Raw genomic sequence first — 14,549 nt, forward strand, 5'->3', positions numbered from 1 at the left:
GTCAGAGCTCCAGAATGGCCTTGGTGATGATTTCGCGCTGGACCTCGTTGGACCCGCCGAAAATCGACAGCTTGCGATTGTTGAAATACTGCGTCGCCACCGGGCCCGCCCATTCGGGGCCGACCGGTTCGCCGTTCCACCCGCCTTCGAACGATTCGGGCACCCAGGGCCGGGCATAAGTCCCGGCGGCGCGGCGCATCAGATCATCGATCGTCTGGCGGATCTCGGTGCCGCGAATTTTCAGCATCGAGCTTTCCGCGACCGGCGCCGCGCCCGCACCGGCAGCGGCGAGCACGCGCATGTTCGTCGTCTTCATGTTTTCCAGCTCGATTTCGAGCCGGGCGAGACGCGCGGCAAACTGCGGGTCTTCGGCCAGCGGACGGCCGCCCCGGCGCTGCGTGCGCGCGATGTCCTTCAGATCGCCCAGGGCCGCCATCGAAGAGCCGACGCCCGCGATATTGGTGCGTTCGTACGTCAGCAGGTACTTGGCGTAAGTCCAGCCGCGATTTTCCTCGCCAACCAGATTTTCGACCGGCACGCGCACGTCGGTAAAGAACACTTCGTTGACTTCATGATCGCCGGACAAGAGCCGGATCGGGCGAACCTCGATCCCCGGCGTTGCCATGTCGATCAACAGAAAGCTGATGCCGTCCTGCTTCTTGCCGTCGGTCGCCGTGCGCACGAGGCAGAACATCATGTTGGCGTATTGCCCCAGCGTGGTCCAGGTCTTCTGCCCGTTGACGACATAATGATCGCCGTCGCGCACGGCGCTGGTCTTGAGGCTGGCAAGGTCGGACCCGGCGCCGGGCTCGGAATAGCCCTGGCACCACCAGTCGCTGCCGTCGAGGATGCGCGGCAGCCATTTGCGCTTCTGTTCTTCCGAACCGTATTTCAGCAGCACCGGCCCGATCATCGACAGGCCAAACGGCAGCACGCGCGGCGCATTGGCCAGCGCGGTCTCGGTTTCAAAGATAAAGCGCTGGATCACGGTCCAGCCGGTGCCGCCCCAATCGACCGGCCAATGGTTGGCCAGCCAGCCGCGCGCATTGAGAATGGCGTGCCATTCCTCGTGTTCGGCTTTGGTCAGATGCTGACCCTTGCGCATCTTGTCCGACAGCCGCTGCGGCAGCTTTTCGGCCAGAAAGGCGCGCACTTCGTCGCGAAACGCCTCTTCCTCGGGCGTGAACTTGAGGTCCATCACTGTCTCTCCTGCCGCAGGCGGCGTGACTGCGCCGCCCATCGGTTTCATTAATCGATTAACATACAAACCAGGTCAAGCAAGTGACCATTTGGGGAAGCGGCCCGCCACAATCGATATTGCGATGTCACCACACGTCGACAAACCGGCGCCGGTCGCGCGGGCGCGGGCGCGGGTGCGTGCGAGCGGCGCGCAATCCGGTCAGCAGCCAATCGCGTGTTTCCGCCGGATCGATCACCGCGTCGATTTCCAGCACTTCGGCGACGCCGATCGCCTTGCCTTTTTCATAGAGCGCATCGACCAGCTTGCGGAACAGCGCATCGGGATCTTCGGCGGCCTCAAGCTCCTTGCGGAAACCGAGGCGGACCGCGCCTTCCAGACCCATCGGCCCGAATTCGCCGGTGGGCCAGGCGCAGACGGTATGGCTGGCGGTCAGATCGCCGCCCGCCATCGCCTGCGCGCCAAGGCCATAGCCCTTGCGCACGACCACGGTGAACCATGGCACGCCGATCGTCGCCGCCGCAACAAACAGCCGCGATCCGCGCCGCACAGCGGCGGTGCGTTCGCTGTCGGGGCCGACCATGAAGCCGGGCGTATCGCACAGCGACAGCACCGGAATGTCGAATGCGTCGCACAATTGCAAAAACCGCGCGCCCTTTTCGGCGCCCGGCGCATCGATCGCACCGCCCAGATGGCGGGGATTGTTGGCCAGCACGCCAAACGGTTCGCCGCCGATCCGCACGAATGCGGTGATCATCCCCGGCCCATAGCCGCCGCGCAGTTCGAGCACGCTGCCCGCATCGGCGAGCGCGGCAATCAGCGCGCGCATGTCATAAACGCGCTGGCGATCCCCGGGCACGCACACACGCAAGCCGCGCGGATCTGGCGCCGGGCCGGGCGGGACGGCGCCCTGGAACATGCCGATCAACCCGCGTGCCGCGCGGGTCGCCTCGGCCTCGCTGTCGACCAGCATGTCGAGCACGCCGAGCGCATATTGTTCTTCCGCCGGGCCGATGTCTTCGGGCGCAAACCGGCCCAGCCCGCCGCCTTCGATCATCGCCGGGCCGCCCAGCCCGATATTCGCCCCGCGCACGCCGATCGTCACATCGGCACAGCCGAGGAACACCGCATTGCCCGCAAAGCAGCGCCCGGCGACAATCGCAATGCGCGGCACTTGCCCCGACAGGCGGGCAAAGGCGGTAAAGCTGGTCGTATCGAGCGATGAGGCGCTGAGCGGCGCGGCATCGACATCGCCGGGCCGCCCGCCTCCGCCTTCGACATAGAACACCACCGGCAAGTGCCAGCGTTCGGCCATTTCAAGCAGGCGGTCGGTCTTCTTGTGGTTGAAATGCCCCTGCGTTCCGGCAAGCACGGTAAAGTCATAGGCCAGCGCGACCACGCTGGCGCGGTCTTCGCCGCAATGGCCCGCGTTGACCATACCGATCCCCGTCACCATGCCGTCGCCGGGCGTATTCGCGCGCAAATCGTCGAGCGAGCGCCGTCCGCGCTGCGCCGCAATGGCCAGACCGCCGATTTCGCGAAACTGCCCGTTGTCGAACAGATCCGCGAGATTTTCGCGCGCCGTGCGCAAGCCCATGGCATGGCGCTTGTCGATCGCGGCGGGGCGCGCGGCATCCCCGGTCAGCGCAAGGCGCGCCTGCAGCGCGGCCAGATCGGCGCGGACATGGTCGGGATCGCGCGCGGCCACGGCCTGTGCCTCGGCCCCGCCCTCGCCCCGCCGCCACCAGCCAAGCACCGCGCCTTCGGCCACCACATCGCCCACCGCCACGAGCAGATCGAGCAGCACGCCCGCGCCCTCGGTCGTCGCCGGGTGCAGCATTTTCATCGCCTCGATCACCACGACATCGGCGCCGGGCGCAATCGCCGCGCCCGGTGCGACGGGCAGCGCCGCGACCGATCCGGCCAGCGGCGCCCGCAAGGCTTGCGCGCCGGGCTCCGGCGGCAGACCGGCATCGGGGGCATGGGGCACATCGTCCTCGCCCGGCGCCAGGGCGCGCGCCGCCGCGGCCAGCAGCGCGGCATGCGTATCGATATAGCGGGTATCGACATCGCCGATCTGCACGCGCGGTTGGTCGAGCAAGGCGATCAGCAAGGGCACCGACGTCGCAAGACCCTCGATGCGCCATTCGCCCAATGCACGGCGCGCCTTTGCCTGGGCCGCAGGCAAACCGCCGTTCGAGACATGCACGATCAGCTTGGCCAGCAGCGTGTCATAGCCGGGCGGCGGGGTATACCCGGCGTGAGCGGCGGTATCGACCCGCACCCCCGGCCCGCCCGGCAGATCGAGCCGGACAATCGTCCCGCTCGCCGGGCGCGGAGCCCCATCGGCGCCGATGCGTTCGGCATTGATCCGGCATTGCACGGCAAAGCCGCGCGCCGCGCGCCAGTCGGGCAAGTCGAGCGCAGCCAGCGAGGCGCCCCCGGAAACCGCCAGTTGCAGCGCGACAAGATCGAGCCCGGTGGTCATTTCGGTCACCGTGTGTTCGACCTGCAACCGCGCGTTGACTTCGATGAACCACGGCGCATCGGCGTCATCGCGGTCGAGCAGAAATTCGACCGTGGCCAGGCCGTGCAACCCCGCCGCCTTGCCCAGCGCCACCGCATGGGCCGCCAGCCGGTCGGCCAGCGCCGCCGGCACATCGGGCGCGGGCGCGATCTCGATCACTTTTTGTCGCCGCCGTTGCAATGTGCATTCGCGCAAGCCCAGCACGGCAATCGCCGCGCCGTCGCCGATCACTTGCACTTCGACATGGCGCGCGCGGGTGATCGCGCGCTCGATATAGATGCGCCCGTCGCCAAACGCGGCTTTGGCCTCGGCAGCGCAAAGCGCCAGCGCGCCCCGCGCATCGTCTGGCCCTCGCACCAGCCGCATCCCCCGCCCGCCGCCGCCCGCCAGCGCCTTGATCATCACGCCATGCGCCGCATGCTCGGTGCAAAACGCCGCGAAATCGGGCTCGTTCGTGGTCGACGGCAGGACCGGAACGCCGCAGGCACGCGCCAGCGTCAACGCGCGGGTCTTGTCGCCAAACAGCGCTAGCGTTTCCGGTGCCGGGCCGATGAACCGCAGCCCTGCTTCGGCCACGGCTTGCGCAAACGGCGCGCTTTCGCTCAGAAAGCCATAGCCGGGATGGATCGCATCGGCCCCCAGCGCATGGGCCGCCGCGATCACCGCCGCGCCGTCGAGATAGGCGGCAACACCCATCCCCGGCAGGACATGCGCGGCGGCCATCGCGGCAAGGTGCGGCGCCTGTGCCTCGTCGGCGGCGCGAATGCCCAGCGGCACGGCGCCGGTTTCGGCAATGGTGCGCGCGATGCGCAGCGCTATTTCGCCGCGATTGGCAATCAGAATACGGGTCATGCTGCGCAGAAAAGCGCGAATTTCAGGGGCTGGCAAGCGACCCGTGAAGAGAGCGCCATGCCGTAGCGGCAGATGCGCGCTCCCTCGCGAATCAGGACTTCAAAGCCAGCCGACCCGCCCAGCGATAGAGCCAGAGCACCATGCCAAAGATCGCCATAACGGCCAGCACCATGCCCCATGGCGCAAACGCATTGCCGACCAGCGCCAGCGGCCAGTCGCTGTCGGGCACGGTCAGAAATCCGGTCTTGGCCGCCGCAGTCAGCCCGGCGAGCACGACATTGACCAGACTTTCCCCGACGATCAGCCCCGAGGCAAGGATCACCCCCAGCCGTCGGAACAGCGCGGCCTGTTTGGGATTGGCGGCATGCGCATCACCGTAGCGTTCGTACACATGCCCGGCCACCGCGCCGATGATCACGATGCTGATCGTGCCGGGCGGGATATAGCCGCCAAACGCGATCGCCAGCGGGGGCAGACGCACGCCCCAGCGCCGCTCGAGCACAGTGTCGAACACGATCAGCCCGACCCCGATCAGCGCGCCCGTCCCGAGCAGCGACCAATCGACCGTGCCGTCGATGAATTGCCCGGCAAGCGAGGCGATCAACTGCGCTTGCGGCGCGGCCAGCGCCTTGGGCCCAGCGCCTGCAACCCCGGCATAGCCATAGGCATGGCCGAGCAGCACCATGATCGGCGGGATCACCAGCGCGCCCGCGATCACCCCGATGATCAGCGCGACTTGCTGCCGCCACGGCGTCGCACCCACCATCTCGCCGGCTTTGAGATCCTGCAGATTGTCATTGGCAATCGTCGCCACGCCCAGCACGAAGCCCGCGACCAGCAGCGACAGCGCGACCAGCGCGGGCCGCGCCTCGATGCCGAGATGCGGCTCGACCGTCACCGACAGGAGCCCCGCCGCGCAGACCACGCCGATGATCGCCAGGCTCGAAACCGGGCTGTTCGACGATCCGATCAATCCGGCCATATAGCCGCAGACCGCCGCGACCATGAACCCGGTCAGCGCGACGAACAGGATACCCGCAATCATCAGCGGCGCTTCGAGCCCCGCCAGCGGCGTGCCCGCGATAAAGCTGTGCAGCAAGATCCCGACCGGAATCAGCAAGAGCACGATCAGCACGGCAATCCAGCCGAACGACAGATCCTGCTCGGTGCGATCGAGCACTTCGCCCGCGCGCCTGCGCGCCTGCGCGGCAAAGGCCGAGCCGACCCCGGCGGCGACGGGCTTCGCCAGTTGCACCAATGTCCACAGCGCGGTCACCGCCATCGCGGCGGCAAAGACAAACCGGACTTTGTGCCGCCAAAGGTCCATGGCCAGATCGACGGCAGGGCCGGACGCGGGATGCATCATGGTCATCACCGGCACCGCCACGCCCCAGGCCAGCACCAGCCCGGTCAACATGGCCAGCCCCGCCGCCAGCCCGATCAGATGCCCCGCGCCAAACAGCGCGAGCTGCATGTTGACCGTCATCCCGGTCGCCGCCGCGCCAAACCGCGCATAACCGGCAACTTCGGCCGCGAGCAGCCGCGTGCCGACCAGCACTGCCATGATCGCCGAAGCGATCGATCCGGTCACCACCGCGCGCAGGCCCAGCCGCGCTTCGGCCGCATCGCCCGCATCGCCGCCCGCCCGCGTCGCTTCGCCCGCGCGCAGCACTTCGGCGGCCGCGACCCCTTCGGGATAGGGCAAGTCGGAGCCCGTCACCAGACTGCGCCGCAGCGGCACCGAATAGACCACGCCAAGCACCCCGCCCGAAGCGCAGATCCAGAACGCAGGCCAGAACGGAATTTGCGTCCAATAGCCGATCATCAGGAAACAGGGCAGGATGAACACCATCACCGACAGCGTCCCCGCCGAAGAGGCGATCGTCTGAACGATGTTGTTTTCCAAAATCCCCGAATCGCGAAATGGCCGCAGCACCGCCATCGAGATCACCGCCGCCGGAATCGACGACGCAAAAGTCAGCCCCGATTGCAGGCAGAGATAGATGTTCGCGGCGGTAAACACCACGCACAGCAACCCGCCAAGGACAATACCGCGAACCGACAGTTCGACAGGCGCGCGCGCTGCGGCCATGTGTTTAGAGGCCCAGCTCGCCGGCAACGCGGTCGAGCGCAGCGTTCAGGCCGGCAAGGATCGCGTCGACCTGGTCCGCCGTGATGATCATCGGCGGGCAAAAGGCAATCGCATCGCCGATCGCGCGGCAGATCAGCCCTTCGTCCTGCAAGGCATGGTAGACCCGCATGCCCAGTTGCCCCGGCACATCGAGCGCGCGCTTGGCCGACTTGTCGGTGACCAGTTCGATCGCCGCGACCAGGCCGACACCGCGCACTTCGCCGATCAGCGGATGATCGGCCAGCGCGGCCAGCCCGGCGCGCAACCGCTCGCCCTGTTGGGCTGCGTTGGCGACAAGGCCCCGCTCCTCGATGATGCGCAACGCTTCGAGCGAGACCGCCGTCGCCACCGGATGCCCCCCGGCGGTAAAGCCGTGGCCCAGCGTGCCGATCCGCGCCGTTTCGTCCATCACCGGGCCGATCGTGCGCTCATTGGCGATCAGCGCGGCGATCGGCATATAGGATGACGACAACTGCTTCGACACGACCATGATGTCGGGACGAATGGCGTATGTTTCGCAGGCAAACATCTTGCCGGTCCGGCCAAAGCCGCAGATCACTTCGTCGGCGACGAGCAGGATGTCGTATTTGGCCAGAACCGCCTGGATCTTGTCCCAATAGGTCGCAGGCGGCACGACGACCCCGCCTGCGCCCATCACCGGCTCGCCCCAGAAAGCGGCGATCGTGTCGGGCCCTTCGGCCAGGATCAACGCTTCGAGCTCTTCGGCGCGGCGCGTGGCGAAATCTTCCTCGGTCTCGCCCGGCAAACCATCGCGCCAGAAATGCGGCGAGCCGGTGTGCAGAACGCCCGCCATCGGCAAGTCGAACGAGCGGTGATTGTTGGGCAGGCCGGTCAGGCTGGCCGAGGCAAGCGTGATCCCGTGATAGGCGCGCTGGCGCGAAATCAGCTTTTTCTTTTCCGGCTTGCCCAGCGCGTTGGAGCGATACCAGATCAGCTTGATCGCGGTATCGTTGGCTTCCGACCCAGAATTGCAGAAGAAAACCTTGCTCATCCCGCCCGGCGTCAGCGGCGAAGTCAGCGTGACCAGCTTTTCTGCCAGATCGATCGCCGGCCCGTGCGACTTGTGCGTAAACGTATGATAATAAGGCAGCTTGCGCATCTGCTCGGTCGCTGCCGTGACCAGTCGTTCTTCGCTGAAGCCCAGCCCCGCGCTCCACAGCCCGGCCATCGCCTCGATATAGCGGCGCCCTTCGCTGTCGAAGACATAAACACCCTCGCCGCGCTCGATCACCAGCGGCCCGACCTTTTCATGCAGGCGGGCGTTGGTATAGCCATGAAGGTGAAAACGGATGTCGCGGGCTTCGGCCGAGTTCGGCCCTGAAGGCGCAGGCGCGGTGGATTGGGGTTCGATCGTGTCGCTCATCCCCCCTCCATGGCCCAAAACCCCACGCCATGGCTATGCCCTAATTTCCGATCCAGATGGTCATGATTGGCTATTCACTCGACCCACGCGTCCCGCCATGCCGCCCAGTTTGGCCGATCGAGCTCGAACAGGTCGGTGCCGCGCACATACCCACCGGCACCATGGACGCGCCCGACGATCTGCATCGCCGCCGTATCGAGCCGACGGCTCGCGGGGTCATAAAATTCGTCGCGAACGTGAAAGCGCAGAACTTGGCCGATGATCAGCGTTGCCCTGCCGATTTCCTGCGCCTGATAGAGCCGGCATTCCATGGCGACCGGCGCCGTGGCGATACGCGGCGGGGCCACGGCGAGCGAGGGCGCGGTCGTCAGCCCGGCGAGCGCGATTTCATCGATGTCGGACGGCGCGTCGATGCTGGTCAGATTCATCGCTGCAGCATCGGTTTCCGAAACGAGATTGACCACGAATTCGCGCGTTTCAAGAATGTTGGCGGTGCTGTCCTTGTGGCTGCCGTCGGCGCGGCGGCCCATGCCGATCACCACGATCGGCGGCTCTGACCCCATCATGTTGAAAAAGCTGTAGGGCGCGGCGTTGCGGGCCCCCGCTGCCGACTGCGTGGTAACCCAGGCGATCGGTCGCGGAGTGATCGCCGCAGTCATCAGGCGATAGCGTTCGGCGGCGGGAAGCTGGGAAAAATCGAAATCCATCGGTCGGCACCCTGCTGTGCATGATAGCCCCCGAGATAGGCACGACACGCCGCGAAGTCATCCCCCGCTTGACAGCATGCGCGGCGCGCGCTCCGATCACGGCGATCGACCACCGAAAGGCGCGCCATGAATCCCCGATGCAAACCACTGGCCGTGATTATTGCCGCGCTCGTCCTGTCGCCTCCGGCCGGCGCGCAGACCCCGCCCGACTGGCGCGCCGGGCTCGTCGCCTTTGCCAAGGCGCATTTCCGCCACCCCGCCTGGGGCTGGCAGCACAGCCGCCGCGATTACGATCTGGCGCGCGATCTGGCCCGCGCCGATCATGTCGCGATCGATGACGACGTGCTGTTTGCCGCAGCCTATGCGCATGACATCGCCGCCTTTGTCCCCTGGGAAGACAAAGACCCGAGCCATGACCATTCCGACGTCGGCGCGGACGCGCTTGGCCCCGTGCTGACCGGGCTCGGCTTTCCGGCGGCCAAGCTCGGCGCCGTGCGCGATGCGACGCGCACGCACATGTATTACCGCCATGCGGCAAGCCCCGAGGCAGTCTATCTCCACGATGCCGATGCGCTCGACTGGCTCGGCGCCATCGGCGTGGCGCGCATCCTGGCCACCGTCGAACACGGCAATCCGCCGCCCGCCACGCCCGACCCCGATGCCGCGCCCGATCTGACCGCCGCCTTGGCGACGATCGAGCAGAACCTGAAAGACGTGCCCGGCGGCGTGCAATCGCCCGCCGCCCGCGCCCGCGTCCCCGCGCTGGTTGCCGAAGCGCAGGCGTTTATCGACCGGCTCAGGGCCGAATCCGAAGGCGGCGGCGCGCTCTGAAGCGCAATTAGCCGCGTCCGCGATAGGGCGCGACGCCCTGATCGGGCACCCACAGCCCTTCGGGCGCGGGGCCCGATTGCCAGAACACGTCGATCGGGATTCCCCCGCGCGGATACCAATAGCCGCCAATGCGCAGCCAGCGCGGGGCCATTTCGTCAAACAGCCGCTGGCCGATGCCCACGGTCACGTCTTCGTGAAACCCGGCATGGTTGCGAAACGCGCCGAGAAACAGCTTGAGCGATTTCGATTCGACGATTCGCTCGCCCGGCGCATAGTCGAGCACGAGATGGGCAAAGTCGGGCTGCCCCGTCACCGGGCACAGCGAAGTGAATTCGGGCGCGGCAAAGCGCACGAGATAGAGCGAACCGGCGCGCGGATTGGGCACATAGTCGAGCACCGCCGCTTCCGGTGAAGCGGGCAAGGCGCTCGGCTGGCCAAGATGCAGGGGTTTCAGGTCAGCCATGGCGTAAAGTCCTTTCGATCGCGCGCGCTTTGCCGCGCCTGTGGCCCCAGGGCAAGCGCACTGGAACAAATGCGCAAAACCGCGCTCGATCCGCCTCGACGCCTGCCTTACGCTTGTTTAAGCATCACGAAACACCCCGGGTTGCAAGATGGGGTTCGCATGGCGGCGGACGGTTGGCTGCAAGGGCCCGCCCCCTCAAACCTCAGGCAGGAGCACGACAGGAATGGATTCGCTGGTCAGCACCGGATGGCTTGCCAAGGAAATGGGCGCGACCGATCTGCGCGTGGTCGATGCCAGCGCGTTCCTGCCCGAACACAAGCGCGACGCGGTGGCCGAATACGCGGCCTGCCACATCCCCGGCGCGGTCTTCATGAACCTGGACGACCTCGTCGATACCAATGCCGTTTGTGCCAATACGCTGCCCTCGGCGGAAAAGTTCGCCAGCCGGATGCAAAGCCTGGGCCTTGGCGACGGCAGCCGCATCGTCATCTATGACGACAGCCCGATCCATTCATCGACACGCGCCTGGTTCATGTTTGCCATGTTCGGCGCGCAGAATGTCGCGCTGCTCGATGGCGGGATTGCCAGGTGGAAAGCCGAAGGGCGCCCCTGTGCGCAAGGCCGCGAACATCTGCGCCACCGTCATTTTACCGTTTGGAGCGACGATCGTCAGGTGCGCAACAAAGTGCAGATGATCGCCAATCTCGCCAGCCATGCCGAACAAGTCGTCGACGCGCGCGGCCCGGCGCGCTTTACCGGCGAAGTCGCCGAAACCCGGCCCGGCCTTGCCTCGGGCCATATCCCCGGCGCGCGCAACCTGCCTTATGCCAGCCTGTTTGCCCCCGACGGGACATGGAAAAAGCCCGACGATCTGCGCGCCGCATTCGTTGCCGCCGGAGTCGACCTCGACAAACCGCTGATCGCGTCGTGCGGATCGGGGATGACGGCCAATGTCGTGCTGTTTGCCGCGCACCTGCTCGGCAAAGAGGACTTTGCGCTCTACGACGGCAGCTGGTCCGAATGGGGCGCCGACCCCGCGTTGCCCGTCGAAACCGGCCCGGCGCGCTAAGCTGCGGCCATAGGCAGTTGTCTTTGCGGCCCAATCCTGCTTTGCCCGGCGCATGAACGGCAATGACGACAGCAACCTCGGCCCCGGCACACGAGTCACCATCGCAGGGCGCCGCAGCGAATGGACCGGCACCCCGGCGCATCCCGGCGCGGTGGTCAGCCCGCCGGTGTGGCGCGCCAGCACGCATCTCTATCCCGACATGGCGGCGCTGCGCGCGCATCCGGCCAATGAGGACGGCAATTTCTATTACGGTCGGCGCGGAAGCCCGACGCAATGGGCGCTGGCCGATGCGCTGACCCGGCTCGAGCCCGGCGCTGCGGGCACGGTGCTCTATCCCTCGGGCGTGGCGGCGATCGCGGGCGCGTTGCTGACCGTGTTGCGCCCCGGCGATGTCCTGTTGATGATCGACAACGCCTATGAACCGAGCCGGGGCATGGGCCGCGGGCTGCTGCATGATTTCGGCGTCGAAACGCGCTGGTTCGATCCGACCGATCCCGATGCCTTTCGCGCCGCGATCTGTCCGCGCACGCGCGCCGTCCTGCTGGAAAACCCCGGCAGCCTGACCATGGAATTGGCCGATGTGCCGCAGTTGGCGCAAATCGCGCGCGAACACGGCGTGATCAGCGTGATCGACAACACCTGGGCAGGCCCGCTTGGCTTTGCCGCGCTGCGCCATGGCGTCGACATCACGGTGATGAGCCTGACCAAACATGTCGGCGGCCATTCCGACGCGATGATGGGATCGGCGAGCGCGGGGGCGGACTGGTATCGCAAATTGCGACTGCGCGCGCAGGGGCTGGGCATTGTCGTGTCGCCCGATGACGCCGCGCTGATGCTGCGCGGCCTGCGCACGATGGACATCCGCCTGCAACGCACGAGCGCGACCGCGCTGGCGCTCGCCCAATGGCTGGCCGCGCAACCCGAGATCGCGCATGTGCTTTGCCCGATGCTGCCCGGCGCACCGGGGCATGACTTGTGGCGGCGCGATTTCACCGGCGGGTGCGGCCTGTTCAGCTTTGTTTTCAAGGGCGGGACCAGCGCCGCGCGCGATGCGGCGGTCGATGCGCTGCATCATTTCGGCATCGGCTACAGCTGGGGCGGTTTCGAAAGCCTGGCAACGCCGGTCGATCCCGCGCCGATGCGCAGCGCAACGCCATGGCCCCCTGCCGCCTGGGACCAGGCCGACCGCTTCGGAGTACGCCTCGCCATCGGGCTGGAAGACGCAGCCGACCTGATCGCCGATCTCGCCCGGGCGCTCGCCGTGTGGCGCAAAGCGGGAGCATCGCAAGCATGAATGCCGCCACCCACCGCGTCAGCGCTCACGTGCGCGAAGTGGTCGACGCGCTCGACGACATCAGCATCGATGTGGGCCATTATCACGTCTCGCTCGCCACGGCGATGTGGATGGTGCTGGTCATCGCGCTCGCGCTGGCCTTTGCGCAAGTGGGCAGCCGCGTCGCGCGGCGGCTGTTGCGGCGGATCAGCGGGCTCGATTCGGCGCAGCAGGTGCTCGGCGAAAAGCTCATCACGCTGGCGGTCTGGGCCTTTGCCTTTTTCTCGGCAGTCGATGCGCTGGGGATCAGCCTGACCGCGTTCACGGTGTTTTCGGGCGCCTTTGGCCTTGCCATCGGTTTTGGTCTGCAGAAAACCTTTGGCAACATGATCGCCGGGATCATCCTCCTGCTCGATCGCTCGATCAAGCCGGGCGATGTCATCGCGGTCAGCAGCGGCACCACCAATACCATGGGCGTGGTCAACAAGATCGGCATCCGCGCCGTCTCGGTCACCACGCTCGACAACCGCGAATACCTGATTCCGAATGAAAACCTGATGACCAGTCAGGTCGAAAACTGGTCCTATTCCTCGCGCCGGGTCTCGGTGTCGATCCCGATCAGCATCGCCTATGGCAGCGACATCGATCAGGTCGAGGAACTGCTGCTCGAATCCGCCAGCGCATTGCCGCGCGTGCTGGCCGATCCGCCGCCCAGCGTGCTCTTGTCGAGCCTGGGGCCGAGCGCGATCGAAATGTCGGTCAGTTGCTGGATCAACGATCCCGAAAACGGCATCGGCGCGATCCGTTCCGCCGTGCTGAAAAACGCCTGGCACCTGTTTCGCGAACGCGGGGTCGAAATCCCCTATCCGCAACAGGACGTGCATTTGCGCGATTCCGACGGCTTGCGCCGCCTGGCCCAAATGCTCGTCCCCGGCGAAGACGCCAAGCCCTAAAGCTGGCCTAGCGGGCCCCCAAGGCATTCTCGCTGGCGAGATGCGCGCCTGGGGCCCATTTGCCAGGTCATGGCTCAATCTGCTGATCCCTGCACGCCCGTCGGCACTGTTCACCTGGTCGGTGCCGGCCCCGGCGATCCCGATCTCCTGACGCTGCGCGCCGCCCGCCTGATTATCCAGGCGCGGCTGATCGTGCATGACGGGCTGGTCGATCCGGCCATTCTGGCCATGGCGCCAAGGACCGCGCGGTTCGTTTCGGTTGCCAAGAGCCGATCGCGCCACACCATGCCGCAAGAGGCGATCAACGCGCTGCTGGTGCGCGAGGCGCTGGCGGGCAATGACGTGGTGCGGCTGAAAGGCGGCGATCCGTTCGTCTTTGGCCGGGGCGGCGAAGAGGCCGAGGCCTGCCACGCGGCGAGCGTTCCCGTGCAGATCGTGCCGGGCATCAGCGCGGCGCTGGGCGCCTCGGCGGCGGCCGGAATCCCGCTGACCCATCGCGATGCGGCCTCGACCGTGTCGTTCGTCGCGGGCCAGTGCAAGGGCCTTGCCGAACAGGATTGGGCAGGCCTTGCCGGCAAGGGCCGCACGCTGGTCATCTACATGGGCCTCGCCACGGCCCCGGCGATTACCGAAAAACTGATTGCCGACGGCCTGTCGCCCGAGATGCCCGTCGCCGTGATCGAAAATGCGACCCGGCCCGACATGCGCGTCCTGCGCGGCGTGCTCGCGGGGCTCGATCATCTGGTTACCACGCACCGGGTCAAGAGCCCGGCGCTGATCATCATCGGCGAAGTTGCCGCGCGCCAGGGTGCCGCGCAGCTCGCCAGCCTTGTGGAGAGTGTGCGTTGAGCAGCGAACGGTTCAAGATCCTGACCGGCAATGACCTTTTGACCGGCGATGTGACCTGGTGGACCGGCTCCGGCTGGTCGAAAGCGGTCGATGATGCGGCCGCTGTCGGCGATGATCCCGCCGCGATCGCCGCCGCCGAGGAAACCGCGCGCCGCGTGGTCGGCGCTTATGCGGTCGATGCTGTGCGCGAGAACGGCGCTGTGCGCCCGGTCCATATCAAGGAGCGCATCCGCGCGCTGGGCCCCACGGTCCGGCTCGACCTCTCGCTTCGCCCCAACGACCCGGCCGCTGCTGCCTGGGTCGCCTGATTTT

At 66.8% G+C, this 14,549-nt stretch carries 12 protein-coding genes; 6 read left to right on the plus strand and 6 right to left on the minus strand.

Features of this window, described 5'->3' with window-relative positions; genetic code table 11:
* Nucleotide 1: 1 nt before the first annotated feature.
* From AQZ50_RS00050 to AQZ50_RS00070, 5 genes are all read right to left on the minus strand, one after another.
* Complete coding sequence (locus tag AQZ50_RS00050) at nt 2-1,198, minus strand: acyl-CoA dehydrogenase family protein (protein WP_067742230.1); 1,197 nt, start codon at nt 1,196-1,198, stop codon at nt 2-4.
* Nucleotides 1,199-1,325: 127 nt separating this feature from the next.
* Nucleotides 1,326-4,577, minus strand: a complete 3,252-nt coding sequence (locus AQZ50_RS00055; RefSeq protein WP_067740929.1) for an acetyl-CoA carboxylase family protein — start codon at nt 4,575-4,577, stop codon at nt 1,326-1,328.
* A gap of 91 nt (nt 4,578-4,668) precedes the next feature.
* On the minus strand, nt 4,669-6,669 hold the full coding sequence (locus AQZ50_RS00060; RefSeq protein WP_067740932.1) for an OPT family oligopeptide transporter: 2,001 nt from the start codon (nt 6,667-6,669) through the stop codon (nt 4,669-4,671).
* A 4-nt stretch (nt 6,670-6,673) separates the two neighbouring features.
* The gene (locus AQZ50_RS00065; protein ID WP_067740935.1) at nt 6,674-8,092 is read right to left on the minus strand and encodes an aspartate aminotransferase family protein; all 1,419 of its coding nucleotides are present in this window, start codon (nt 8,090-8,092) and stop codon (nt 6,674-6,676) included.
* 74 nt (nt 8,093-8,166) lie between these two features.
* Nucleotides 8,167-8,799 carry a flavin reductase family protein gene (locus AQZ50_RS00070; RefSeq protein ID WP_067740938.1) on the minus strand — a complete coding sequence of 211 codons (633 nt, stop codon included), beginning with the start codon at nt 8,797-8,799 and terminating at the stop codon, nt 8,167-8,169.
* A gap of 126 nt (nt 8,800-8,925) precedes the next feature.
* On the opposite strand from AQZ50_RS00070, the gene AQZ50_RS00075 reads away from it, so the two are divergent.
* Nucleotides 8,926-9,630: an HD domain-containing protein gene (locus AQZ50_RS00075; protein ID WP_067740941.1), complete on the plus strand. Its 705-nt coding sequence runs from the start codon at nt 8,926-8,928 to the stop codon at nt 9,628-9,630.
* A gap of 7 nt (nt 9,631-9,637) precedes the next feature.
* Here AQZ50_RS00075 and queF read toward each other — a convergent pair whose 3' ends face one another.
* Nucleotides 9,638-10,093, minus strand: a complete 456-nt coding sequence (queF, locus tag AQZ50_RS00080; RefSeq protein WP_067740948.1) for a preQ(1) synthase — start codon at nt 10,091-10,093, stop codon at nt 9,638-9,640.
* A gap of 223 nt (nt 10,094-10,316) precedes the next feature.
* Between queF and sseA the strand changes: the two genes are divergently transcribed.
* The 5 genes from sseA to AQZ50_RS00105 all read left to right on the plus strand — a co-directional run bounded on the left by sseA (nt 10,317) and on the right by AQZ50_RS00105 (nt 14,545).
* Nucleotides 10,317-11,162, plus strand: coding sequence for a 3-mercaptopyruvate sulfurtransferase (sseA, locus tag AQZ50_RS00085; RefSeq protein ID WP_067740950.1), 846 nt, complete (start codon nt 10,317-10,319; stop codon nt 11,160-11,162).
* Between the two features lie 52 nt (nt 11,163-11,214).
* Nucleotides 11,215-12,456: a cystathionine beta-lyase gene (gene metC, locus AQZ50_RS00090; RefSeq protein WP_067740953.1), complete on the plus strand. Its 1,242-nt coding sequence runs from the start codon at nt 11,215-11,217 to the stop codon at nt 12,454-12,456.
* Entirely contained in the window at nt 12,453-13,388 is a 936-nt protein-coding gene (locus AQZ50_RS00095) for a mechanosensitive ion channel family protein (protein WP_067740955.1), read from the plus strand. The genes metC and AQZ50_RS00095 overlap by 4 nt, the downstream gene beginning before the upstream one ends.
* A gap of 69 nt (nt 13,389-13,457) precedes the next feature.
* Nucleotides 13,458-14,237, plus strand: coding sequence for a uroporphyrinogen-III C-methyltransferase (gene cobA / locus AQZ50_RS00100; RefSeq protein WP_156427184.1), 780 nt, complete (start codon nt 13,458-13,460; stop codon nt 14,235-14,237).
* Nucleotides 14,234-14,545 carry a DUF2849 domain-containing protein gene (locus tag AQZ50_RS00105; protein WP_067740960.1) on the plus strand — a complete coding sequence of 104 codons (312 nt, stop codon included), beginning with the start codon at nt 14,234-14,236 and terminating at the stop codon, nt 14,543-14,545. The genes cobA and AQZ50_RS00105 overlap by 4 nt, the downstream gene beginning before the upstream one ends.
* Nucleotides 14,546-14,549: the final 4 nt, after the last annotated feature.

The sequence above is a fragment of the Novosphingobium sp. Fuku2-ISO-50 genome, assembly GCF_001519055.1.
Classification (GTDB): domain Bacteria; phylum Pseudomonadota; class Alphaproteobacteria; order Sphingomonadales; family Sphingomonadaceae; genus Novosphingobium.